This is a genomic window from Grimontia sp. AD028, assembly GCF_000973155.1.
GTDB classification, from domain to species: Bacteria; Pseudomonadota; Gammaproteobacteria; order Enterobacterales; family Vibrionaceae; genus Enterovibrio; species Enterovibrio indicus.
Window position 1 is genome coordinate 21,340 of record NZ_LASY01000024.1, and the last position, 25,798, is coordinate 47,137.

21 protein-coding genes and 1 riboswitch are annotated in these 25,798 nt (G+C 49.2%); of the genes, 10 read left to right on the plus strand and 11 right to left on the minus strand.

Going from position 1 to position 25,798, the window contains the following annotated elements; all coding sequences use genetic code 11:
• The first annotated feature begins 49 nt into the window (after positions 1–49).
• Positions 50–1,747, plus strand: a complete 1,698-nt coding sequence (locus RN22_RS05955) for a sensor histidine kinase (protein WP_046303519.1) — start codon at positions 50–52, stop codon at positions 1,745–1,747.
• Positions 1,741–2,469 (plus strand): two-component system response regulator BtsR, encoded by a 729-nt coding sequence (gene btsR / locus RN22_RS05960; protein WP_046303520.1) that lies wholly within the window; start codon positions 1,741–1,743, stop codon positions 2,467–2,469. Before RN22_RS05955 ends, btsR begins: the two co-directional genes overlap by 7 nt.
• Here btsR and kch read toward each other — a convergent pair.
• The gene (gene kch, locus RN22_RS05965) at positions 2,466–3,674 is read right to left on the minus strand and encodes a voltage-gated potassium channel protein (RefSeq protein ID WP_082111367.1); all 1,209 of its coding nucleotides are present in this window, start codon (positions 3,672–3,674) and stop codon (positions 2,466–2,468) included. The genes btsR and kch overlap by 4 nt on opposite strands.
• Positions 3,675–3,766: 92 nt before the next feature.
• A complete protein-coding gene (gene thiD, locus RN22_RS05970) occupies positions 3,767–4,597 on the minus strand; it encodes a bifunctional hydroxymethylpyrimidine kinase/phosphomethylpyrimidine kinase (RefSeq protein ID WP_046303521.1) in 831 nt (276 codons plus the stop codon).
• A 73-nt stretch (positions 4,598–4,670) separates the two neighbouring features.
• Positions 4,671–4,768: riboswitch (TPP riboswitch) on the minus strand.
• 182 nt (positions 4,769–4,950) lie between these two features.
• On the opposite strand from thiD, the gene RN22_RS05975 reads away from it, so the two are divergent.
• The 5 genes from RN22_RS05975 (at position 4,951) to RN22_RS05995 (ending at position 12,290) form a co-directional block, all read left to right on the plus strand.
• Positions 4,951–5,340 (plus strand): hypothetical protein, encoded by a 390-nt coding sequence (locus RN22_RS05975; protein WP_046303522.1) that lies wholly within the window; start codon positions 4,951–4,953, stop codon positions 5,338–5,340.
• 86 nt (positions 5,341–5,426) lie between these two features.
• Positions 5,427–6,803, plus strand: a complete 1,377-nt coding sequence (locus RN22_RS05980) for a TolC family protein (protein WP_046303523.1) — start codon at positions 5,427–5,429, stop codon at positions 6,801–6,803.
• A gap of 13 nt (positions 6,804–6,816) precedes the next feature.
• Positions 6,817–8,532, plus strand: a complete 1,716-nt coding sequence (locus tag RN22_RS05985) for an efflux RND transporter periplasmic adaptor subunit (RefSeq protein ID WP_046303524.1) — start codon at positions 6,817–6,819, stop codon at positions 8,530–8,532.
• Entirely contained in the window at positions 8,529–11,657 is a 3,129-nt protein-coding gene (locus RN22_RS05990) for an efflux RND transporter permease subunit (protein ID WP_046303525.1), read from the plus strand. The genes RN22_RS05985 and RN22_RS05990 overlap by 4 nt, the downstream gene beginning before the upstream one ends.
• A gap of 54 nt (positions 11,658–11,711) precedes the next feature.
• Positions 11,712–12,290, plus strand: coding sequence for a cupredoxin family protein (locus RN22_RS05995; RefSeq protein ID WP_046303526.1), 579 nt, complete (start codon positions 11,712–11,714; stop codon positions 12,288–12,290).
• 42 nt (positions 12,291–12,332) lie between these two features.
• Here RN22_RS05995 and RN22_RS06000 read toward each other — a convergent pair whose 3' ends face one another.
• A complete protein-coding gene (locus RN22_RS06000) occupies positions 12,333–13,061 on the minus strand; it encodes an SDR family NAD(P)-dependent oxidoreductase (protein ID WP_046303527.1) in 729 nt (242 codons plus the stop codon).
• Positions 13,062–13,171: 110 nt separating this feature from the next.
• Here RN22_RS06000 and RN22_RS06005 point away from each other — a divergent pair, with 110 nt between their 5' ends.
• Positions 13,172–14,086: a LysR family transcriptional regulator gene (locus tag RN22_RS06005; protein ID WP_046303528.1), complete on the plus strand. Its 915-nt coding sequence runs from the start codon at positions 13,172–13,174 to the stop codon at positions 14,084–14,086.
• 77 nt (positions 14,087–14,163) lie between these two features.
• On the opposite strand, the gene RN22_RS06010 is transcribed toward RN22_RS06005, so the two are convergent.
• Complete coding sequence (locus RN22_RS06010) at positions 14,164–15,771, minus strand: glycoside hydrolase family 3 N-terminal domain-containing protein (protein ID WP_046303529.1); 1,608 nt, start codon at positions 15,769–15,771, stop codon at positions 14,164–14,166.
• Positions 15,772–15,797: 26 nt separating this feature from the next.
• Positions 15,798–16,487, minus strand: a complete 690-nt coding sequence (locus tag RN22_RS06015) for a hypothetical protein (RefSeq protein WP_046303530.1) — start codon at positions 16,485–16,487, stop codon at positions 15,798–15,800.
• A gap of 517 nt (positions 16,488–17,004) precedes the next feature.
• Between RN22_RS06015 and RN22_RS06020 the strand changes: the two genes are divergently transcribed.
• The gene (locus RN22_RS06020; RefSeq protein WP_082111368.1) at positions 17,005–17,916 is read left to right on the plus strand and encodes a LysR substrate-binding domain-containing protein; all 912 of its coding nucleotides are present in this window, start codon (positions 17,005–17,007) and stop codon (positions 17,914–17,916) included.
• 61 nt (positions 17,917–17,977) lie between these two features.
• Here RN22_RS06020 and RN22_RS06025 read toward each other — a convergent pair whose 3' ends face one another.
• From RN22_RS06025 to RN22_RS06050, 6 genes are all read right to left on the minus strand, one after another.
• Positions 17,978–18,880 (minus strand): DMT family transporter, encoded by a 903-nt coding sequence (locus RN22_RS06025; RefSeq protein WP_046303532.1) that lies wholly within the window; start codon positions 18,878–18,880, stop codon positions 17,978–17,980.
• Entirely contained in the window at positions 18,873–19,937 is a 1,065-nt protein-coding gene (locus RN22_RS06030) for a PLP-dependent cysteine synthase family protein (RefSeq protein ID WP_046303533.1), read from the minus strand. The genes RN22_RS06025 and RN22_RS06030 overlap by 8 nt, the downstream gene beginning before the upstream one ends.
• Positions 19,934–21,301 (minus strand): alanine racemase, encoded by a 1,368-nt coding sequence (locus RN22_RS06035; protein ID WP_052737498.1) that lies wholly within the window; start codon positions 21,299–21,301, stop codon positions 19,934–19,936. The genes RN22_RS06030 and RN22_RS06035 overlap by 4 nt, the downstream gene beginning before the upstream one ends.
• A gap of 228 nt (positions 21,302–21,529) precedes the next feature.
• Positions 21,530–22,561 carry a hypothetical protein gene (locus RN22_RS06040; RefSeq protein WP_156168177.1) on the minus strand — a complete coding sequence of 344 codons (1,032 nt, stop codon included), beginning with the start codon at positions 22,559–22,561 and terminating at the stop codon, positions 21,530–21,532.
• Positions 22,562–22,783: 222 nt separating this feature from the next.
• Positions 22,784–23,650 (minus strand): glyoxalase III HchA, encoded by an 867-nt coding sequence (gene hchA / locus RN22_RS06045; protein ID WP_046303535.1) that lies wholly within the window; start codon positions 23,648–23,650, stop codon positions 22,784–22,786.
• Between the two features lie 75 nt (positions 23,651–23,725).
• Positions 23,726–24,667, minus strand: coding sequence for an NADP-dependent oxidoreductase (locus RN22_RS06050; protein WP_046303536.1), 942 nt, complete (start codon positions 24,665–24,667; stop codon positions 23,726–23,728).
• 119 nt (positions 24,668–24,786) lie between these two features.
• Between RN22_RS06050 and RN22_RS06055 the strand changes: the two genes are divergently transcribed.
• Entirely contained in the window at positions 24,787–25,704 is a 918-nt protein-coding gene (locus RN22_RS06055; RefSeq protein ID WP_046303537.1) for a LysR family transcriptional regulator, read from the plus strand.
• Positions 25,705–25,798: the final 94 nt, after the last annotated feature.

A 25,798-nucleotide genomic window follows, 5' to 3' on the forward strand; every position in this document is an offset into this window, starting at 1 on the left:
TCTGGATTTTGTGCAGATACAATGAAGAAAACTAAAACAAAGGTTCACCATGGAACTGGTTATTTCGCTGCTGCAGCAAATGTGCGTGTATCTGGTGCTGGCTTATATGCTCAGCAAAACACCGATTGTCCTGCCTTTGCTGAACATTTCATCCCGCTTAAGCCACCGCCTGATTTGTTACGTGCTCTTCTCCGGCTTTTGTATTCTCGGCACCTATTTTGGTCTTCAGATCAATGATGCTATCGCCAATACCCGCGCAATTGGCGCTGTGATGGGCGGCCTTTTTGGCGGACCAGTTGTTGGCTTTTTCGTCGGCTTAACAGGTGGCATTCACCGTTATTCTCTGGGCGGATTCACCGATTTAGCCTGTGCGATATCCACTACCGCAGAAGGTTTGATTGGCGGTCTGATGCATGTGTATTTCGTGAAGCGAAACCGTGTCAGCCAGCTATTCAGCCCAGTGGTGGTATTCGGTATTACCTTTGTGGCGGAAGTGGTGCAAATGGCGATTCTGTTGCTTGTCGCCAAGCCGTTTGACCAATCCTATGCGCTGGTTTCGACCATCGCCGCGCCGATGATCATTGCCAACTCCTGCGGCGCTGCCCTGTTTATGAGCATCCTTCAGGACAGAAAAACCATCTTTGAAAAGTACTCTGCCTCTTTCTCCCGTCGCGCATTGACTATTGCTGACCGCTGCGTGGGTATTCTCCACAACGGTTTGAACGGTGAATCCGCTGGGAAAATCGCCCGAATCATCTATGAGGAGACGCAGGTTGGCGCGGTGTCTATTACCGACAAGGAAAAGATTCTGGCCTTTGTTGGCATTGGCGATGACCACCACCTACCGGAAACCAAAATCTCTTCGCAGAACACGCTTGATGCCATTGAGATGAACAAAATCATGTATCTTGATGGCGCAGAAAAACCTTACCAATGCTCGCTCTCAGCAGAGTGCAAACTTGGCTCGGCTCTTATCATTCCGCTTCGTTCCGGCGAAGAGGTCGTCGGCACCATCAAGCTGTATGAGCGTAAACATAAGCTGTTTTCGACCATCAATATGTCGATGGCTGAAGGGATTGCCCAGCTGCTTTCCAGCCAAATCCTGTTCAGTGGCTATCTGCAGCAGAAATCCCTGCTGACCCAGGCGGAAGTGAAGCTGCTTCATGCACAGGTGAACCCGCATTTTCTGTTCAACGCACTCAATACCATTAGCGCGGTAGTTCGCCGCGATGCGGACAAAGCCCGCGAGCTGATTCAGAACCTGTCGCAGTTCTTTCGCAGCAACCTCAAGCAAAACGTCCGCTCAGTTTCGCTTCGCGATGAACTTGACCATGTAAACGCATACCTCAGCATTGAAAAAGCACGCTTCACCGACAGACTAAACGTAGATATCAAAATCGACGATTGTTTGCTGGATGTGCAAATCCCGAGTTTCACCCTACAGCCGCTGGTCGAAAACGCTATCAAACACGGTGTATCAAACCTGTTGGAAGGTGGAACCGTACGTATTTTCAGCCAACCTTATGCTGACGGATTCTCTATTTCTGTCGAAGACAACGCCGGTTGTTTCACGCCACCGCCGGAGAATCACCAGGGACTTGGGCTAGAAATTGTTACGAAACGGCTTGAACATCAATTTGGGCGTGACTCATCGCTGAAAATTGAAAGTGAACCCGATCAATTCACCCGGATGACGTTTATTATTCCGGCCTCAGAAGTAAGCACAGGTGCAAAGGTAGGATGTTAACTGCACTGGTCATTGACGACGAACAGTTTGCCCGCGAAGAACTCGCAACATTATTGGAAGAAACCGGCGAGATAGAGATCGTCGGTGAAGCGCCCAACGCTATCATCGGCCTCAAGAAAATCAACGAATTGAAGCCGGATGTGGTGTTTCTGGATATCCAGATGCCGCAAATCACCGGGCTGGAACTGCTTTCCATGCTGGACCCGGAAAACATGCCGTTTGTAGTTTTTGTCACTGCGTACGATCAATACGCCATTGAAGCATTCGAAGAGAATGCCTTTGACTATCTGCTGAAACCTGTTGAGCCAAGCCGCTTAACCAAAACCGTGCAAAAACTGACCCGCACAGTGAAAAAACAGTCTGCCCCGCAAAATCTATCCGCACTTGCACCGGAAAAGCTGTGCCAAATACCCTGCTCAGGCCATAACCGTATTCTGTTGATACCGATTGATCAGGTTGAGAGTGTTTACAGCGACATCAGTGGCGTGCATGTTCACACCGCAGACAAGACGCCCACCACCCAACTCACCCTAAAAACGTTGGAAGAAAAGACGCCGCTGCTGCGCTGTCACCGTCAGTATCTGGTTAGCGTCAATCACATTAGCGAAATCAAATTGCTGGAAAATGGACTGGCGGAAGTGATTACTGCCAGCGGGTTTACGATTCCAATCAGTCGTCGCTACTTGAAAACACTGAAGGAAGTGATTGGGCTAACAGGCTAGTCTCTTTCCCCTTTTACCAAACCATCACCGGAGCGCAGCAGCATACCCAACAACTGTTCGTTGCTGATTGGCTCGCCCGACAACACACTGGCGAGGATTTCGCTGCCAAACAGCTGTGGTGATAGCAGCACATCTGCGTTCACCCGTTTTACTTTCTTCATGTTTTTGGCATCGTTGACCGCCGTAACCACTTTGATATCAGGTGAAATCGCCTTTACCGAAAGTACGATAAATGCGTTGGTGGCGTCATCTTCCGTCAGCACTAAGACAGCGCGACACTGTTCGACGCCAGCTTCCAGCAGCACATCACTGTCAGTGCTGTCGCCGGAAATAATATCGAGTTTGGTTCCGACTCTTTGCTCAATCTGGGCAAACTTATCTTCGTCTTCAATCGTCACCATGGTAACTGGCAATTCACGCTTGTGAAGCTGCCAAATGGTGCTGGATGCCAGCACTGATGTGCCACAAACAATAAAGTGGTTTTTCCTGTTCATTGGCTTTTGTACTCCTTTCACAAGCTTGTTCAAACCACCCCGGATAATCGGGCCAAACACGGTAGTCAAAGAGGTGGCGAAGACCGTGATCCCCGCGATGATGACGGAAATGGTAAACAGCCTCGCCGCTTCGGTTTGGGGAATAATGTCGCCATAACCGACAGTGGTCATGGTCACCATGGAAAAGTAAAACGCCGTCATCAAATCATGGATGACTGGGTGAAAACCCTCGCCGAAATAGAGCGCACCGTAAGTGGAATAAAACAGCAAGACTGCAAAGCTGATAAAGGCCGCAATACCGCCCGCTGTGGCACTGGAATGGTTGAAGTCTTTGCTCAGCAAAATCAGCAGTAAAACCGCGCTGGCACTCCAATAGAGATGCGCGCCGAGATGCGGGAAAAAATGCCAGGTAAAGGTGAACACAATCATCAGCAGAATCAGACTCACTGCCCAGGCAATTCTGGCGCGGAATAGCAAGCCAATCGCGTTTAACATCAGGAAGATGCCGAGCAACAGCCAAGGACCGTTCACCGCATGTGTCCAGTTGATGTCGGTAAAGCTTTTGATGTGGAATAGCGCCACCAGATCGAGATTCTTTCCCCAAACAGATTGGAAAATCAGAAAGCCGTTGATAAACACCAGCGCCGCCACAAGGGAATGCCGGATTCGGCGCCAAAAGGCTAAGATTTTTTGAAAGACATGAATGCGCAAACTGACTACCTGAGAATATACGTCGAGGGGAGTATAGTTCTCAGGTTTTTAGGGCTATGTTTTGTTGCCAAGACAAAGAGATATAGCAACCTTCAGCGGATGCCTTGATGTCCTTCGAAAAAGTGGTTTACCGGGCCATGCCCTTCCCCAATTTTAAGTTCATCTGCATGCTCTATGGCACTCGATATGTAGGCTTTAGCCAGCTGAACGGCACGATAGCATTCATTCCCCTGCGCTAGGTAAGAAGCAATGGCTGAAGACAAGGTGCAGCCTGTTCCATGCGTGTTCTTCGTTGCAGTTCTCACCGACGAAAACGGCTCAATGCCTTCGTCTGTGATCAATAAATCGGTGCTTAAGTTATCTGAAGCGAGGTGACCACCTTTGAGCAATACCGCACTCGCACCAAGCTCTAACAGTGCAGAAGCCATTTCTTGCATCTGCTGTTCATTGCTGGGAATGGCTTTTCCGGTCAGAGCCGCCCCTTCCGGCAAGTTTGGGGTGACAAGATCTGCCAGCGGTAACAAATCACTTTTCAGGGTGCTGATGGCTTCTTGCTCCAGCAGTAAATCGCCACTGGTTGCGACCATTACCGGGTCAACCACCAGATACTGAGGGCGATAGTGGCGGATTTTGTCTGCGACGACCTTGATGATATTGGCATCTGCCAACATACCCACTTTCACTGCGACCACGTTGAGATCGGAAAACACGGCATCCAACTGATGGGCAAGGTGTTCGACGGGAATCGGGAAAATAGCAGATACGCCGAGCGTGTTTTGAGCTGTGATGGCAGTAATCGCTGAACAGGCATAGCTTCCCGTCGCGGAAATGGCTTTGATATCTGCCTGAATACCTGCGCCGCCACCGCTGTCAGAGCCTGCAATGGTGAGAACAATGGGTGTTTGCTTTGATTGGTCTTGCATGGAAGTCCCTTAAAAATAAGGGGAACTTGAGAAAGCTGGGGATGGTGGTTAGTGAATACTGGCCCGATTGAAACCCAACTTCAACATAGTTCCCTACGTCAGTATTAACTGCCTCAGGTTCAACGGGTCACGCGATGCGTTCTCAGCCAATTGGCTCCCCGACTATTTCTCTGATAGTAACAAGTTCGGTGTTTAGCGCAATCACTAAGTAAGATTCAACTTTTTGTTCTGTGGAAAGCCGCGCACTAGTTGGAAAAACCAGCAGCCTGTAGCGGGTGATAGGGAAAGTCATTGACCTTACCCTAAGGGGAAGGTTTATTCTGAGTCGAATGTTGTTTCGCTATTGAAGTTAGATGCGTATTTCTTCTCTTAGAAAATACTGGATATCCATCATCAGCCTGCTTGCCATGCTGGTGTCGGCTATTGCATCTGGCTCCCCAATGAATGCGATGGAAATGATGACGCAACATCATCAGCCTGTTGTCGCCTGCGAAATGAAAGAGCAAATGGCTAATCCACATGCCGGTCACACCATGATGACCGAAGCCTCTGCTCCTGACTGCGGTTCAGCGTCCGGCATGGACCACAACTGTTGCCCTGCAACCTGCTTCTCTGCCTTTGCGCTATTCACAGACCAACAAACATCCCCAATCAATCAGGCAAAACTGGCACTGATGAATACCGACCTGTCAGCCCCGACGGTCTATCAGCCACAGTCTCTCTACAGACCTCCAATATCCTAAATCCATCATCTTGACCTTATTGCGCCCGAAATAAGGCGCTGAGTGTGTTTTCGCGTCGCTTTTCGACGCCAGAAATGGATTTAGTTATGAAATTCAAACCAAGCTTACTGGCTTTGTCGGTATGTGCTCTGGTCTCTGTCTCTGCACCTGTTTTTGCCCACAGTGTGGCAACAGCAGCTGAGATAACGGCCAAGCAAGACTCTCTGACACAGTTGATTGAACAAGCGCTGCGCTATGATGCCAGTCGCATACAGTTTTATGCGCAATCTCAAGCCATGCGTGAAACCGGCATTGCCAGCGCAACACTGATGGATCCGAAACTAAAAGTCGGGTTCGGCGGGTTACCTGTCGACAGTTTTCAGTTCGACCAAGACCCAATGACCAATATCTCTTTGGGTCTGATGCAACAATTCGAACGTGGTGAAACCCTCTCGCTACAGCAGAAAAAAGCCAATCAGCAGGCTGACGGTATGTCACTTCAGGTCGACGCCCGCGAGCGCGATATTGCCAATGGTATTACTCAACTTTGGCTGGAATTGGGGTATCAGCAACAAGCCGAAGATATTCTGAAAGAAAACCAACGCCTGATGCGTGAACTGGCCAACTTCATTCAAACCAATTATTCGATTGGCAAAAACGAAGCACAGGATTTACTGAACGCACAACTGCAAGTGAGCAAGCTGGATGAAAAACTTCAGGCCAATGCCCAAATGCAGCGCCGCATTACCTCGCAGCTTTCCGAATGGCTGGGTACAGAATGGCTGGCACAAAATGGTCAACTTCTCACGTCAAACCAACTCGATTGGCAACACCTGAATCAACGCATTGAACGCTCAGACGGCACTGAGCATTACGCACTGTTGGTCGATCACCCTATGGTCAAAATGACCGATGCCGCTATTTCAGCCAGCGAAACGCAGGTGGAAATTGCCGAGCAAGCTTACGCACCGCAATTTGGTGTTGAAGTCATGTATGCCTACCGACAGGCAAACGGCATGAACGGCCAACCAGCATCCGATTTGGTCAGTGCTTACCTGACCATGGATTTACCGCTGTTTACGGATAACCGTCAGGATAAAAACCATGCTGCTGCCCAGTACCAGGTAGGTGCAGCCAAGTCCCAGAAAGATCTTCTTCTCGCACAGATGAACGCCAAGGTGAATGCCTTGCTCGTTGACAGGGAAAACCTGGAACAGCGTTTGGAGCGCTACCGAAACACCCTGATTGAACAAGCAAAGGCGCGCACTCAAGCCGTTGAACGTGGATATCAGAACAACACCGCACAGTTCAGCGATGTGATTGCCGCTGCCAGCGATGAGCTGACACTCGCGCTGGAAAAACAGCGCCTTATCACTGACCTGAACTTAGTGAACAGCAACCTCGCTGCTTTGCTGGGTGGCTTTGACTACCGCGTCGAAACGCCGGATATCGCACAACCAACAACAAGAAACGCTCATCAGTAACGGGGAAAGAACAATGAAAACAATGCAAGTAGCCACATTGGCGTTACTGGTCGGTGGCGTGATTGGGTTTAGCGCGAATCAATTTATGGCCGGGCATGGCCACGATATGTCGGCCATGGCAGAAAGTACTTCATCTGCAGGCTCAGACGAGCCTCTGTACTGGGTCGCGCCGATGGATCCTAACTATCAGCGCGATAAGCCGGGTAAGTCTCCGATGGGGATGGATTTGATCCCGGTTTATGCAGAAGACCTGGCTGGGGGTAACGACAAACCCGGCACAGTGAAAATCGACCCTGCGGTTGAAAATAACCTTGGCGTGAAAACGGCAACCGTTGAGTTATCCCAACTATCACCACGCATCGAAACCGTCGGTTACATCGCCTTCGATGAGAGCCTGCTATGGCAAACCAACGTCCGTGTCGCGGGCTGGGTTGAGAAACTTTACATCAACGCAGTCGGAGAGAAAGTCAGTAAAGGCGATGTGCTTTTCACGCTCTACTCTCCTGAGCTGGTCAAAGCGCAGGAAGAACTGCTCAACGCCTACCGCACTGGCCGAAATGGGCTGGTCAAAGGCGCGACCGAACGTCTGGTTTCACTTGGCGTCGACCGCGAACAGATCCAGCAAATCAAAAAGCGTGGCAAAGCTTCCCAAACCATTGAAGTAAAAGCACTGGCAGACGGTGTCATCGCAAGCCTGAACATTCGAGAAGGGGGTTATCTTTCCCCTGCTCAAGCGGTGATCAGTGCGGGCCCATTGGAAGAAGTCTGGGTTGATGCCGAAGTCTTCGAACGTCAGGCACATTGGGTGAAAGCAGGCAGCAAAGCCACCATGACGCTCGACGCGATTCCCGGTCAGGAATGGCAAGGTAAGGTTGACTATGTTTATCCGATTCTGGACCCGAAAACCCGGACCCTTCGCGTTCGCCTGAAATTCTCGAATCAGGATGGCGATCTCAAGCCCAACATGTTCGCCAATATCGCATTGCAACCAGTGACCGATGAGGCGGTGCTGACTATTCCTAAGTCGTCAGTGATCCGCTCTGGCGGCATGACCCGCGTGGTGCTGGCAGAAGGTGAAGGCAAATATCGCTCTGCCCGCCTCGAGGTTGGTCGCGAAGCAGGCGATAAGATCGAGGTGTTGCAAGGGCTGACAGAGCAAGATCGCATTGTCACTTCTGCACACTTCATGCTGGATTCTGAATCTAGCCAGTCTGCCGATCTCGCAAGAATAAACGGTGTTGAACCACCACCTGAAACCCAGTGGGCAAAAGGTGAAATCACTAACGTAATGGCAGGTCACCGCATGCTCACCATTAACCATGAACCTGTTCCTGAATGGAACTGGCCGGGCATGGTGATGGATTTCACCTTCGCAGAAGGCATCGAAATGGGCGACTTCTCTGCAGGTCAGGCAATCGACTTCGAGATGCAGAAAGGCGCTTCCGGTCAATACGAAATCGTTGATTACAAAGTCAGTGAAAGCACAACACCAAATGAAGTGTGGGTTGTCGGCGATATCTCCATGTTAATGGCGGATTTCGGCATGATCACACTCAACCACCAGCCGGTAGATGAGTGGAACTGGCAAGCAGGAGAAATGAACTTCTCGGTAGATGGAGACGTTGACCTTGGCAGCTTTGCAGAAGGTCAGACGGTACGTTTTCAGGTTCAGAAAAGCGGTTCTGACTACACACTGAAAGCGCTGGAGCTGAATGGAGGTAATCAATGATTGGCGCGATTATTCGCTGGTCGATTGCCAACCGTTTTCTGGTGTTGGTAGCGACCTTATTCCTGACATTGGGAGGCCTCTACAGCGTAAAAAATACGCCTGTTGATGCGATTCCTGATTTATCTGATGTTCAGGTGATCATCAAAACTACCTATCCCGGCCAAGCGCCACAGGTAGTGGAAGATCAGGTCACCTACCCTCTCACTACCGCAATGTTGGCGGTGCCGGGCGCGGAAACCGTACGCGGGTATTCCTTCTTTGGCGACTCGTACGTTTACATCATTTTCAATGATGATACCGACATGTATTGGGCACGCTCCCGTGTGTTGGAATACCTAAGCCAGGTTGCACCCAAACTGCCGCCGAATGCCAAACCCACCCTGGGCCCAGATGCTACCGGTGTGGGCTGGATTTACAGCTACGTGTTGCAGGACAAAACCGGGCAACACGATCTGGCTGAACTTCGCAGCTTGCAGGATTGGTTCCTGAAGTACGAGCTTCAAACGGTCGAAGGCGTGTCAGAAGTGGCCACTGTCGGCGGCATGGTGAAGCAATATCAGGTGCAAATTGACCCTGCCAAACTGCGTGCTTACGACCTGACTTTGCAACAGGTCAATATGGCAATCCAGAACGGCAACCAAGAAGCGGGCGCGTCGGTGATCGAGATCGCCGAAGCTGAGCACATGGTGCGCACCACGGGTTACCTTTCCAGCGTGGAAGATATTCAATCGCTGCCTATCAAAGTAACCGACAAAGGCACGCCTCTGTTGCTGGGTGACATCGCGGATATCAACATCGGCCCTCAAATGCGCCGCGGTATTTCCGAGTTTAATGGTGAAGGTGAAGCGGTTGGCGGCGTGATTGTGATGCGCTTTGGCGAAAACGCCAGCGAGGTGATTGCCAACGTTAAAACCAAACTGGAAGACCTCAAACGCAGCTTGCCGGAAGGTGTGGAAATCGTCCCGACCTATGACCGCTCCACGTTAATTGATGCGGCCGTTGAGAACCTTTGGAAAAAACTCGCGGAAGAGTTCATCGTGGTTGCGGTGGTCTGTGCCCTGTTCCTGTTCCATATCCGCTCATCGCTGGTTATCGCCATCAGTTTACCTATCGGAATTCTGTCTGCGTTTATCGTGATGCACTGGCAAGGCATTAACGCCAACATCATGTCGTTAGGCGGTATCGCCATTGCCATCGGTGCCATGGTGGATGGCGCCATCGTGATGATAGAGAACGTCCATAAGCATATTGAACGAACGCCGCTGACGGACAAAAACCGCTGGCAGGTGATCAGCAAAGCCGCAGAAGAAGTCGGTGCGCCACTGTTCTTCTCGCTGCTGATCATTACGCTGAGCTTTGTTCCTGTGTTCGCCCTGGAAGGTCAGGAAGGCAAGATGTTCTCGCCACTAGCATTCACCAAAACCTACGCAATGGCGGCCGCTGCGGGTTTGGCGATCACGCTCGTGCCTGTGCTGATGGGTTATTTCATTCGCGGAAAGGTACTGCCCGAGAACAAGAACCCGGTAAACCGCGGTTTGGTGGCGCTGTATCGCCCATTGTTGAACCTCAGCCTGACGTTCCCGAAAACCATGATTGTGATAGCAATCGCTCTGATGGCGTCGGCGTACTACCCCACCAGTAAGCTCGGCAGCGAATTCATCCCACCGCTGGATGAAGGTGACCTGATGTACATGCCAACCACTTACCCGGGGATATCCATCGGTAAAGCACGCGAACTGCTGCAACAGACTAACAAGCTGATCAAAACCGTACCTGAAGTGGAATCTGTCTGGGGCAAGATTGGCCGCGCCGAGACCGCGACTGACCCTGCACCGCTGACCATGATTGAAACCGTTATCCAATTGAAACCTCGCGAAGAATGGCGTGACGGTGTCACGACAGATTCACTGCGTAAAGAGTTCGATGATCTGGTGAACTTCCCGGGATTAACCAACGCCTGGGTGATGCCGATTAAAACCCGCATCGATATGCTCGCAACGGGGATCAAGACACCGATTGGTATCAAGATCGCGGGTCCAGATTTGGCGGTGATTGAAACCATTGGCTTCCAGCTTGAGCCAATCCTGAACGGCGTTGAAGGCACAGCCTCAGTTTACGCAGAACGCGTTGCTGGCGGGCGTTACGTGACTATCGATATTAAACGTCGTGCCGCCGCCCGTTATGGCCTCAGCATCAAAGATGTTCAGCAGGTCATCACCACGGCGGTGGGCGGCATGAATGTCGGAGAAACCATCGAAGGCTTGGAGCGCTACCCCATCAACGTGCGCTATCCGCAAGATTACCGCGACTCAGTGGTGAAGCTTCAGGAGCTGCCTTTGGTAACACCAAACGGTGCGCGTATTGCGCTGGCGGACGTCGCGGATATTCGCTACGAAGATGGCCCTCCGATGATCAAAACGGAAAACGCGCGTCCTAACGGCTGGGTGTTCGTGGACATCGACGGTCGTGATCTGGGCTCTTATGTGGCAGAAGCACAGCAAACCGTCGCAGAACAGTTAGTACTGCCAGCGGGATACTCACTCGCTTGGTCAGGACAATACGAATACATGGAACGCGCCAAAGAACGCCTGAGCGTTGTTGTTCCTGTGACGATCGCCATCATCATGCTGCTGCTTTACATGAGTTTCCGCCGCGTCGGTGAAGTACTGATCATCATGGCTACCCTGCCACTCTCTCTGGTCGGCGGCTTGTGGCTGATGCATTACCTTGGCTTCAACTTCTCCGTTGCTGTTGGTGTTGGTTTTATTGCTCTCGCTGGTGTTGCTGTGGAGATTGGGGTCATCATGCTGGTTTACCTCAATCAGGCTTGGCACTACCGCAAACTCCATGCGCAGGAAGAAAACCAACCACTGACAGGGAAAGATCTTACCGACGCGATTCGCGAAGGTGCTGGCCTTCGTGTTCGTCCGGTCATGATGACGGTGCTGACAGTCATTATCGGCCTTATCCCCATCATGTATGGCGAGGGCACAGGCTCTGAGGTCATGCAGCGTATCGCCGCGCCAATGATTGGCGGCATGGCGTCTGCTCTGTTACTTACCCTGCTGGTTCTCCCAGCCATCTTCAAGCTTTGGAAAAACAAAGAAGTCACCCAAAACGCATAAAAAATCCACTGGGCTTTTCAGCCCAGTGATAACCATTTTTAAAAGGAAAATATTATGAAAAAGACACTGATTGCACTTTCTCTGGCTCTGGTTACCACTGGTGTATTTGCACAAGCAATGGATCATTCAAAAATGGATCACGGTTCTATGGACCACAGCACGATGAATCATGGAGAAATGGATCACAGCACCATGGGTCATGGTGATATGGACCACTCTAAAATGGACCATTCAAACATGATGAACATGGAAGGCATGTCAGCGGTAGGTATGCCAGCTAACGGCGCGAAGCCCGACAAAGTGGTTCACGTTATCCTGACTGATGACATGCGCATCAACTTCAAAAAAGACGTGACTATCGAACCTAACGATGTGGTGCAGTTCGTGGTGATGAACGTGGGTAAAATCGACCATGAATTTTCTATCGGTTCGATGGAAGAGCAACTGAAACATCGTGAGATGATGAAAACCATGACGAACCACCACGATCATGATTCGGGCAGTACTGTGACCGTTAAACCAGGTAAAGCGAAGCAACTGCTGTGGCATTTCCATGGTGACAAGAATGTGGAATTTGCTTGTAACATCCCAGGCCACGCAGAAGCTGGTATGGTGAAGAGTGTGAAGCTATAAAAGAGCGAGGAATGCGCCGCACTTGAGCGGCGCATTTTATGACTAGAGACGAACACCGCCATCAACCGTCAATGCTGCATTTCGCATTGCCAATGAAGCATCAGACAAGAGGAAAGCCACTGAACCACTGATATCACCAGCCTTCAATGCTCGCCCAATTGGTGTTGTTTCCATATCCTTAGCCAGCGCGTCTATCTGATCTTCCGACAAACCCGCTTTCGACTGGATCTCTGTCAGCGTCACCCCAGGTCGCACGGAGTTTACACGAATTCCCCGAGGGGCAAGCTCAAGGTTCAATATCCCCGCCATCCCTTCAAGTGCCGCTTTGCTGGCGGTATATACCGCCGTTCCCGGAAACGCCTTTTCAACAACCACACTGGAAACAAACACGACGCTGGAAGGATTTTTCATCAATGGAAGCAACGCCTGAAGCGTTAAGTAAGGACCAAAGGTATTGATGGCAAATGTATGATTGAAATCATCCACATCTACTTCACCCATTGGCTTTGGAAAAAAGACACCCGCATTCAGCACCAGTCCATCAAGAGTGACATCTTGCTTCTTCAACGTTTCAGCCAGCGCCTGGATGTCTTCAGACTTTCCACTATCACAATGGTATGCAGACACACCTAGCTCATTCGATACGTTATCCAACTTCGTATTGTTTCTTCCCGTAATGAGGACGTTCGCACCAAGCGCTTTCAATTCAGAAGCCACTTGATAGCCAATGCCTGCTGTGCCACCCGTTACTAAAATAGTTTTATTTTTCATCGTCATTCTCCTCGACATGCGCGTTATGGAGAATTCATAGTAGTGGCTGGATTGTTTCCAAATAAGTCACTAATATCGAATCACAATGTTTCCATAAAAGAACCAAACTGATGGAGCAACTTCACCTACAACTACCTAATGTGTACATTTTTCGATTAGTTAGCGAGCTAGGCAGTTTTCAGGCAGCTGCCACACAGTTAAACATTCCCCGCTCATCCGTGAGCAAAAAGGTTGCTCAACTTGAAGACTATTTGCAGCAAAGACTATTACAACGTAGCACTCGGAATTTGAAGTTGACCGAGGATGGGCTTCGCCTTCTCAAAGCCACTTCGGGCCTAGAGGGTTTACTTTCTGGCACCCGAGACATACTCATTGAAAATCAGGCAGAACCTGTTGGGCGTGTTACGTTGAGCACATCTTCACTCATAGGACAGCAATATCTGACACCTCACATCAAAATGATTCGCGCTCAGTATCCAAAGGTGACACTTCATATCAGTTATTCTGATGATGTCGAAGATCTGCTTGATGAAGGGATTGATATCGCCATCAGAACCGGGAAGCTTCCCGACTCTTCTTTGGTGGCCAGATCAATTGGATGGAAAGATTCTGGCTGCTTTGCCTCGCCAGATTATCTTGCTTGTCATGGTGAGCCCAAAACCCCCGACGCCTTACGTGAACATGATTGTCTTGTCTTCAAAAACAACAAGAGCAAGATGAACCACTGGCAGTTTGAAAGTAAAGATGGTGGCATTACCTCCATTGCCGTCGAGGAATCGATTGTCGCCAATAGTGGACGAGCACTGATTGACATGGCAGTTCATGGGCTGGGTATTGTTCACGTTGACCGACAAACAGTAGAAGCCGAATTACAATCGGGCTATCTGGTACCTATCCTTGAGCATTTCCCAAGCCCAGCACGGCTACCGATACAGCTTGTGTGCCTCGGTAAACATACCCGAAGCAAAGCCGTTGATGCGGTATGGAACTACTTGAGTGAGGCCTTGCCCGCCCAGTTATCTTAGAGGCTGTCGCCCTTTGAGAATGAAGGGAGCCAGACAAAAAATAGCCGCTTATAGCGGCTATTTTATCCAACCGAACATCATTTCACGCGACTTACCGCGATACCATAAGCCTCGGGAATCTTCCCTAGTAGAACATTGGCCGCCGCTTCTGCACTTTCCGGTCTCGAAGAGTGCGCGCATAGGTAGTGAGTCACATCAGGGTAAACCAATAGGTCATAAGGGCTTCGCAATGCAACCACAATCAAGTTGTCGAAATCCCGGCTGAGCTGTTGAACCGTTTCTTTCGCCTTCACCTGATCAAAGTCTTCTCCCGGCAGTGGGTAATTTTCTGTGACCACCACCAGATAGCCATCATCACAGTGATTCAGTGTTTCTAATGTCACCTCACGGCTATTGCTATGTTCCCGCAGAAGCACCTCTCTAAACGTACCAAACGCAGACTCTGCCTGATTCGGACCAATGCCACGCGGATTCATCAGGTTGTGATAGCTTTCCGCAGGCGTAGCGTTCAGCAAGTAAACCGGTTTCTCAGCCACATCTTCCAAGCCACCACGCACCCAGGTAACGGCGTTTTCCGCCACTTCACTGGCAATCAGCCTGTTTTGTGCGAAGGAGACCTCGGCATAACGCGCCTGAGGCACCAGCTTGTCCAGCTTAAATGCCACGACGCGCTCCAGCGCTGAATCAATCACGGACTCGTCCAAATCACCAGATTCCACCGCATCAATCAGGCCATGGATCATTGCCAACTGCTTGTCGAGATACGCATCTGAATGATCGTAATGCTCTTCTGAAAGCATAATCATGGTGATGCCCGCTTTCATTGCCTTCACTGCTGCGTCGACTGGGGAGTAGTGGTTTTGTATCGCTCCCATGTTCATGCTGTCTGAAATGATGATGCCATCAAAGCCCATATCCTGACGCAGCACCTGCTGCAAAATCGCTGGAGACAAGGTAGCCGGATATTCCCTGTCAATTTGTGGATAGAGAATATGACTGGTCATGATGAGATCGACACCTGCATCAATTGCGGCCTGAAATGGCGCTAAATCGTTGGCTTTAAGCTCATCATAGGATTTATCAACCCGTGGGATTTCCCGGTGCGTGTCACCATGGGTATCACCATGCCCCGGAAAGTGTTTGGCACAGGCGACAATATTGCCAGCATGAAGTCCTTTCACTGCTGCGGCTGAGTGGTCACTGACTTTATCCGGCTGATCACCAAAAGATCGTGTGTCGATGATCGGAGAGGCTGGGTTCAGGTTCACATCACAGCAAGGGCCGAGAATACAGTTAAAGCCTGCGTTTCGCATTTCATCGCCGCAAACTTTGTACATCAACTCTGTCCCTTCAGTGCTGTTTTGCACGCCTAAAGCCAGATTGCCTGGGCCTGTTGTGGATTCACCCACCAACACGCCCCATGCCCCTTCCTGATCAACACCAAGCAACAGCGGCAGTCGATGATTTCTTTCCAGCAACTCATCAAGCGCTTTGTTGAGGCTGCGGGCCTCTTCAAAGGTTTCCGCATTGTCTTGGCTCAGATAACAGCCACCAAGGTTGTATTCGGTAATCATGCGCTCTGCTGTGGCAGCTGATTTCCCGGGAAACGCCAGAATGAACAATTGCCCGACTTTCTCTTTGAGACTCCATCCAGCAATCAGGCCCGCGACCTTTTCTTGGCTCATTTCTCTCTCCTTAAAAGGGTGATGAATCAGTGTTGTTTCGAATGACAGTTGTCTGGGTTGGCAGCAAAGAAATAGGCTTCAGCGGCGCTCTGCGCATGTTGATAGGCTTGCTGCTCGTCGACAGCTTGTTGGATTTGTTTGATGTCGAGGGAAAGTAGAATAATCAACTCTCCAATGTTGCTCATTGGCGCCACTTTCCAATCTGATTCACGTTGCAGGAACTGAATACCAACCACCAGCCAGTGGCGTTTTGTCCCACGATCAAAACCTTCCTGATAGATCCCAAGTGTCGCTAAATCATAGTGATAAGCAGATTTTGGCTGTTTCAGGTATTGGTAGCTGTATTCGTATCTCTCATCTGCACCAAAAGGCACCTGCTCCTTTTGAGGAAAAGAAGATGCGATTACTGTGTTAGAAAAGTAGGCTCGCTTGGCCGGTAATTCATTGAGATAGCGATATTGACGAGCCGCAGCTTCACCTGCGACTTGCTTCAAAGCTTTCCTGAAAACCTGATCAGTTTCGAGCGTATTTAAAACTGGTTGACCAGATGGTGATATTTTCAGACAAACGAAGTAATCAAAGTAAGGGAAGCGTTCTAGGGAATAAATTTGACGAGAGTCGATGTCGATTTTGGGATAGGCATTAAGCGGAGCAGCCTGCGAAACCATGGCCATCATGGACAAAAAAGCCACTGTTAAAATCGTCTTAATTTTCACCCAACTCACCTTCAATGAATCAAAGCTCAATGAATTCATCTTAATTTAAGAGTTTGAATTTAGGCGAGATAAAAACTTAGCGCAAAGATAAAAAAGCAGGTGTCATCGCAAAACACAGCAAGTCGGGGTTTGTCTTTTTCTTCGAAAGTGCGCGGGACATTTTCAATTTGTTTTGGCAGATGAGTGAACCTACCAAAAAATGAAATTTCTGTTCCACTTACCGATGTCATCGACACCCTTCATTGCTTCACTTCACAACAGTTTGACCAAATAAACATACATCATCTTTTCAAGCCGAAATGACCACAAAACTGGATGAAGTGTAAAGTTTTCCGACAAAAGCACTAGATACAGGGGTAAACAAAGCGATGACTCACTACTCTCTGTAACACGCGTGTGAACATAATTAGATTCACCTCTCATATCAAACCCAAAAATTCGGACATGCATTGCAACACCGAGACAACAGAGGTCATATAATCTTTCCACTATTGAAACAGGACTCAATAATTAACCGATGTCACGATGCACCCCCTCTTATAAAAGCCTTGAAGTGTTCCTCGCTGTTGCCAGAACCCAGTCCTATTTCCTCGCGGGAGAGGAAATGTGTATCGATGCAACAGGCGTCTACAAGCACATTAAGACTGTCGAGAGTTACTTTGATCAGCGACTGGTGCTTGGCAGTAAGGGGAACGTAAAACTCAGTGAGGCCGGAAAGCAATTGGCAAAGCAGTTGAATGATGGCTTCGAGATCATCAACTCTGCTTGCTCAACCCTAAAAAAAGATGATTCGCTGAATGTAAAACTCCCTATTTCATTTGGGCTACGTTGGATGCTTCCCAATACTCACGATAACTTTTCATTAGTCTCCGAGTTCGGTCAGTTTCACTTTCATGTTGCTTACAGCCATACCATCGACTTTGCCGATGAAGACTTTGATATGGCGGTGGTTTATACCGTTAACAGCAAAGACCAAAAGTTCTACGACGAGCGGCTTGTCGCCGTCGCTAAGCCTGAATACCTTGAAACGCTCATCGACGCCTCTTGGCCGGAGTTACTCAAACACGGACGTATCGTTCACCCTTCGTCAACTGAAGCTGACTGGGAGATCTTCCTGGACAAGCTAGATATGGATGTTCGCCAAAGTTGGTGTTCGCAGAGAATGATGACGGACTCTATTAGCAGCGCGATTTCTATCGTGAAAGAGATCGGTGGGATTGCCGTCGTCGATCCTCTCTTTATTCAAAATGAACTCGCCACTGGAGAGTTGGTCATGGTGACACCGCAAGTTGTGCCGACAGGTTTTGGTTATAAGCTTGCTGGCTCACGCGTGATGCCGGATGAAGACGCTTACCGTTTTCTGGAAAAGTGGCTGACAGAAAATTGCCAGTTCAATCGGCCTGCTCTATCACAGGCTGATGTTGCATAAAAAGAAACTCGCCCTAGGGCGAGTTTTTTATCGTGTGTAGTGGCTCATCTAACAGAGCGTATTAAGAGTTTACTGGCACTTCGTCACCTGATTCATCGCGCTGCTTTTCACCCGGTCTTCGCATGTTTGCTAGCATGCTTGCTCCTAAGATCAATGTACCACAGACCACATCAGACAATGTTGGGACTTCTTTGAAGAACATCACACCGATGATAAATGCCATAGGTACTGACAGGTACAACAACACACTGCCTGTTGCCACACGCGCACGACGGAATCCCATAATAATGAAGTAGTTATAGGCATTACCCAACACTGCCGCGAGAAGTACGATACCCCATTGCATGGCCGAGATTTCTACCCAACCTTCCACAAACACTGTCATTGGCAGAGATACCGCGGCCAACGGTACCGCCAACCAGAACAGCATAAATTGAGGGTTTTCCTCTGAACCCAAACGCTTATTCAGCACGTGTTCAATCGCCAGCGTCAACGCCGCCACAATTGGCGCAATCACACTGAATCCGCTGCCTGCATCTTCAGGTCGATTGATGTAAAACACCGCACCAAAGCCGACTAGACTCGCGATGACGTTCTTCAACGAAATCTTTTCACCGAGTAAAAAAACAGCCAACGGGATAATGAAAATGGGCTCTGCAAACAGAATGGTAATCACGGTGGCAAACGGTAGGTTGGCCAAGGAGTAAAACAAGGCGTAGCAACCCACCAGATTGAGCGCAAAGCGCCAGTAGTAGATACGGCGATCTTTAATCTTCTCACGCTTTTTCCAATAGTAGGCCACCACAGGCAGGATGACTAAAGCGCCGATTATCCAGCGCATAAAGAGCAACTGCCAAGTGCCTATATCACCACCAGCGAGCTTGATGAATGCATCCATGGCTGTCGCCGAAACGACAGCCAGGAAAATCATCGCCAGCCCAGTCCAATGTGTTTCTCTATGCAAAAGACGCCTCCTTGTCTTCTTGCTCAGCATCAAACCATGGCGTTTCAGTACGCTGTGGTTTAGCAACAACATCGTTTAAGTACTCATAAACAGAGCCATGGTAAAGTCCTTTACCATGTAACCAATCATCGTTGTAAACCGTGTTCAGGTATTTTTCTCCGCCATCGCAGATCAGGCAAACCATGTTGCCGCTGCCTTCACGCTTCGCACAGCGTTTAATGGCTTCGTAAATCGCGCCACCCGCTGAGCCACCCACCAACAATCCATGCTCACGGGCGAGATATCGACAGGTTGTGAAAGCTTCCGCATCGCTGACGCGAACGCCTTCGTCGAGAAGTTCAGGGTCGTAAAATGGCCCCATCACATCCCCTTCTGGCATACCCGTCCCAGATTGCCAGTAGGGACCACTAGGAAAGCCGAAAATGACCGAACCAACCGGTTCCACACCAATAATTTCCAGCGCTGGATAACGCACGCGAAGCGCCTCGCCTACACCGACGATGCTTCCGCCTGTGCCAACGCAACAAACCAGACTATCGAGGTTGTCGCCAAGTTGCTCCTGAAGCTCTACCGCCAGCGTGTTGGTGTAACCAGCAGGGTTCGCGGCGTTATTGCACTGGTCCATAAACAGACCACCATCAATGGAAGCGGCGAGGTTTCGAGCAGTTTCAATGCGGGCAACCGTCGCCACTTCATCATCAGCAAAGTCGCCTTCCAACAGATGTATCTTGCCACCATAAGCTTTAACTGCTGCGAGCTTGTCAGGTGCCGCATGGTGATCGACAACTGCAATGAAGTTGATGCCAATCTCCGCACACATATAAGCAAGTGCAGTGGCTGTGTTCCCAGAAGAAGATTCCACCACTGTTCCGCCGCGCTTTAATCTACCTGAGCGTAGCGCATCAAAAAGCATTTCACGCGCCATGCGATCTTTCATGCTTTGTCCGGGATTATTCTTTTCCACTTTAAGCCAAAGTGTCCAATCACTGTGGGCAAACCTCAGAGCAAGCATCGGTGTTTCACCAATCATCTGGTGCATCGCTGTGCAGAGTTTCATCCTCGTACCTCCTCGATTGAAAAAGAATCTTCCTTGTTATCCAGAACAACTTTGTTAGGGATAGGCAAACCATGAAAACGGGTTTCCAGCAGGTCCATCAGATAGCCTGCTGTATTGTTGAAAACCAGTAAGTCGCCAGCTTTGGGCATTTGAGAGAAAGGCACCTTGCGGTAAGTCAGAACATCTTCTTCAAGGCAGCTCTGCCCGGCGATATAGGCGCGGACGGGGTTTGTCGATTTAGTCGTTTCTTGAGAGGCAGGAAGATGAACAGGATCGACGATAAATTCCGAATTGAACCAGGTTTCTGAGAAGCTGAAGCTGAGGCCTTTTACTACGACACAGTGGTCTCCAGCGTTAGTGGTTTTAGTGCCCAGCACCTCAAAAGCGGTAAATCCAGCGCCATCTGTTAGTGCACGTCCTGGTTCAACACTGAGTTCAATGTTGCTCGCTTTCAAACGCCCAGCATTGCCGCTTTCTGTCAGCACTTTTTCTAAAGCAGTCTCCAACGTATCTGGGTGCCAGTAAGGGTAAAAACTTTTTGGCATTCGGCCCGCAACAAAGTCCTGTTTGTCGATGGCATTTTGAAAGCGTCGCCAAGTGGCTTCTTCGACATAGCGAAGCGGGTAACCGCCGCCAATGTTTATTGCTTTCCAACGAATGTCAGCGCCATACCGCAACGCATCAGCCACATCCAGCAAGTCAGAAAGTGCTTTACCACGTTCTAGCGGGCAGTAACCGGAAAGGTGAAAGCCTGCCCCCTCCAGTTCAATGTTCGATAAGCTGTCAGCAACCAAAGAGGCGGCTTTCAACTTGACTGTATTCATCCCAAAACGTGTATGAGGCTGTTCTGCATTCCAGCGAAGTAGCACACGGGCGGTTTTTCCAATCGATACCGCAAGATTCTGGATTTGAAGCAATTCTTCATCGCTATCGACAACAATTCGAGCATTCTGCCTCAGTGCCAGTGTCAAAAACTCCACTGATTTAAATGGCCCAGATAAGCTGCAGTCTCGCCCGCACACTCCTTGCGTGAGTGCTAGTTGAAACTCTTCAAGCGATGACACATCAATGCCAATCCCTTCCTCAGCGGCGGCCTTTACCAACGCAGCAGAACGATTGGTTTTCATGGCATACAACACCTGAAAACGCTCTCCTAAATATCGGGAAAGTACGTGCTTCACACCCACAATATTTTGCTTAATTCGATGGGGTAGCATGGCGTGAAATGGGGTGTTTGCTGCTTTGGTGATAAGGGGAAAGAGTTGGCGATAAGGAAGCGACAGATCCTCTTTAGCGGGGAAACGGGTGTCGAAGCCGTTATTCGCTTCCACCACCGTCATCGTGTCCATACTGATATTATTCATTGCGTCTCCAGCGTCCAGGCTACAAATCAGGACAGCCGCGTGAAAAATTCAAGCATCTTGGCTGTGTTCAAATATCCGAACAATCTGAGGCACTCGTTCCTGAGAGCATCAGATTGTCGGTATCTATGATTAATTTTCAGGACATCCCACGCTATGGAAATAAGTGCACATTAGTTTGCAGTTTTTGCATCCCTTTGCTGTAAAAGCACTCTTTTTCTTTCGCGACAACTAACTAAATACTGGAGGTGGCGTTATCTCGCTCGCTGGAGCCTGTGGCGCATAATCCGCATGCTTAGGAACTGTTCTTCCTACGCCAGAGTTGGTAAGGAAAGGGATTATCCAAATCAGCCAAGGTGGTTGCGGACAATCAAACGCTGAAGACGTGTCGGACAATACTGCTTCCGTAAACGGGGCTCCAAGCTGATAGATATCACCGGTGCTGAGTTCAAACTCAGCCAGAACATGCTGCCAGACAGATTTGCTCATCCATTTTTTGAGAAGCACTTCATAACTGACCCGCACCAATTCTGCCTTCATTTGCTCATCATGACTCAGTCTTTCTTCCAAACTAGCAAGTGGCGGTGGAAGGCGTTCGCCTATCATGAGTTGAACCATGTCTATAACAGTCAGACGCACAACGCCGTATCCCATGAGATCAAAAACGACAGAAGGCAAATCTGCGCGCTGGCATCCAACCAATGGACGACTCATGTCTTCAACATTGCGAAGTTTGACCCGAAATGAAGCCAGCATTTGGTCTTTGCTATCCGTGGCGGCTGCACGCCCCTGCTGTCCTGACATGATGGTCAGGGCACGGAGCCGATGCAGCGTGGCGAGAACAAGGCTAAGCGCCATGTCTGCCTCTTTCTTGCTTTCAACAGTGCGGCTGAAATTCCCTTGGGAGTACCCGCTTAACCTACACAGTTGTAACGGGCTGAAATTCAGCTTCTCTAACTCTTTGCGTACGGCTTCTGAAGGTGGAGCATATAGTCTCAGCATATGGCAAGCCGTGGACTGCAGCTCCCGCACAAGCATGCCTGTACTTTCAGCATCACCCCAACGGTTCAGCGGAAACAGAGCAGGTAAGAATTTTGATGTAGCGCGGACGGAGCCATCTTGCATACCGGCGAGGCAAAACATATCGCTCCAAGAAAGAACGACGGTGTCAGTGCGCTCCCGAAAGCAGAGGTCTGCGGTAAACGTGCCGTTGTCCTGAAATGACAACGGGCGAAGGCAATGGGCATATGTTGGTTGTGTCATCACTCCCCCCTAAATCAACAGCGAGGTATATACAACGCTAACTTCTTGGGTCAGCTCGAGTAGATGACAGCGTACAAGCTAAGGCTGAGGGATATTTGGAATTGTTTGCAACCGCAATTGCAGGAAATGCACCTCCATGATTTCCAAGCATTTTTGTTGCACATTGAGAGCACATAACAAAAGCCCGCCACATAGGCAGGCTTCTATATCGATGAAAAACGCTTAGATATCAACGTTGTTATACGTATCTAACAATGTTTTCGCTGCCAGCTTACCCAACTCGTTGGCAGCAAGTGGACTCGCACCAGTCAGCAACAAACGATCACGACAAACTGTGTTATCCGATTTAGTGTTCATCAGCGTCATACCTAGGCCTTCTAGCTTTCCGCTCACGCTACTTGGCATTTTTCCTGGCAAATACCCCACCTTGGGGGTCATCTCATCAACGGAATCAGGGAAAACGGCCAGCTTATAGCCTTCATAGAGAAATGGCTGTTCATCAAGCGTGGTCGCCAACAAGGCCGCTGGGCCATGACATAGTGTAATCGTGAACAAATCATTGCTATCCGCCCATCGCAGTACTTTATCAACATTGTGATCGTCTGGAATGCCCAACATGGCTCCGTGGCCACCTGGGATAAACACCGCGGCGTATTCATCATTGTTTTGCAATGATGTTTCTACAAAGTGCTGCAATGAACCCGGTGCTTCGAATTGCTGCTTATATTCCTCATAGAAAGCTTTCACGTATTCATCTTTCTTTGGGAACGCCCACATTTCTAAAACCACAGGCTTCCCTGTTGGTGTGACTATCTCAAATTCAAAGCCAGCATTTTTAAGATGAAGCATGGGTAAAATCGCTTCCACAGGATGATTACCTGTCGAAAACATTTTCCCATTTTGCATGGTCATGTTTTTTTGCTCAGTGAAGATCACCAGTACTTTTTTGCTGCTACCGTTGTACTTTTGATATGTGACATTCTCGAAGTCGGTTTTATCAACCGTTGCTAACTTCAGAGCCAGTTTTGATGGCGAATAGGAACCATCAGCTTCCTGTTTAGGCGCAATTCCAAATAATTTCTTCAGCATATCCCTTTCCCTAATGAGTATTTCTGAAAAGGGATATCACCTGAAATCCCTTTATGGTCACTTCTTCAGTCATTATCAGGCAGAAACATTGATGATGATTTTGCCTTTAGCGCGACCAGTTTCACTGCGCTCATGCGCTTCAGCAACCTGCCCTAGCGCGAACTCACTGTCGATACTTACTTTCAATTTCCCTGCATCGGCCAGCTCAGCAAGTTGTTCTAATTGTGCACGGTTTGGCTGAACGAAGCAGAATTGCGCATTTACACCGTATTTAGCGGCCATTTCTGCTTCAGGAGATGTCGCGATAGACACCAAGCGACCACCTTTTTTCAGCGTTTTGTAGCTCTGGTTTTGCGTTTCACCGCCAATGGTGTCGAAAACAACATCCATATCTGTCAGTTCAGAGAAGTCCTCATTGCGATAATCGATAACGTTGTCAGCGCCAAGGCCTTTTACAAGCTCAATGTTACGTGAAGACGTTGTCGTATAAACATTCGCACCTTTTTGCTTTGCAAATTGGATAGCGAACTGACCAACCGCTCCCGAACCACCGTGGATCAGCACTTTTTCGCCTTCCTTCAGATCGACATACTCAAAGAGTGCTTGCCATGCTGTTAGTGCCGCCAAAGGCACACCAGCAGCCTGTTGCCAACTGAACGACTTTGGCTTCAAAGCCACTTCGTCTGCAGCTGCCGTCATGTATTCCGCATAACTACCGTTCTTAGCAATGTCAGGTCGGCTATAAACTTCATCACCTATCGCCAAGCTGCTTACACCTTCGCCAATGGCAACCACTTCACCGGCAACATCCCACCCCAGTGTTAGTGGCAAAGGGTGATTCAATAATGGCTGTAAGTAACCCTCTCGGATCTTCCAATCTACTGGATTAACTGCCGCTGCACGTACTTTAATCAGCACTTCATTTGCAGCTGGCGCCGGGATATTAATATCATTCAGTGACAGCACTTCCCTGCCACCAAATTCACTAATTTGAACTGCCTTCATTGAACTGGTCATCACTTTCCTCTTTGAACGATTTGTTTGAACATGAGCTAAGCGTACACGGATTGAACTGCCTTGATTAGACAGTTAACCGTCACTATATTGTTTCCATCACTTCAACAATTGATATTGAAATGGCATTTAGAGACGAAAATTTTCAGGCATTGATTCTTTTTGCTCACATAAATCGGCAAGGGAGTCTGTCTGCTGCTGCCGATCTTTTAGGTATCAGTCGCTCATCAGTTAGTAAACAGCTAGCAGCATTAGAGAAGAAGATTGGTTCAAGGCTGTTCAACCGGACGACAAGAAAGATCGTGCTAACCGATGTTGGCCGTAAAGTGTTGCAGGAAGCACATAGCGTTGAGTCAGCACTTCAGCGAATCGAGCATATTAGTGAAGACTCTCGCTCAGTGGTCTCAGGGCATATCAATATCTCTGCCCCGATTGCTCAAGGGCGAATCCATATCGCCCCACTGCTGACTGAATTTATCAATCTTCACCCCAACGTTACTGTCAACCTTCAACTGGAAGACAGATTTATCGACATGATCGCGGAGAATGTCGATGTTTCTATTCGTGTCGGTTACTTGCCAGATTCTTCACTCATCGCACGAAAGCTCGGCGACGTGTCCTGGGTGCTTTGTGCTTCCCCTAAATACTTAGAAGCAGCACCACCACTAAAAACGCCGAGTGATTTACTCAATCACCGTTGCCTTTACTATCGAAATTCGAAAGTCAGCATGAACACCTGGACGTTCGTTGGAGAACATGGCGAAGAAGAAGTCACCGTATCGGGACCTTTTTCAATTAATGACCCCGGCGTGTTGATTACTGCAGCTTTAGATGGTGCAGGAGTGTTACTGATTAACAGAGGATTACTTGGCAACGCCATCGAAGAGGGAAGACTGATTTCCTTGCTTGATAACTATCAAGTGGTCGGCGGATTGCCCACTTACGTGGTTTATCCGGAAAGAGAGTTTATTCCCGCAAAAACAAGAGCTTTGGTGGATTTTTTGGTTGAGAAAATGCCTTCGAGGATGAGTGGTGATTAAGGGACTCAAAAGAGAACTTTGATTGTTCGGATGCGAAAAGCAAAAAGGCCGCTGATAGTTCAGCGGCCTTTTCTAATGTGGCGGAGAGATAGGG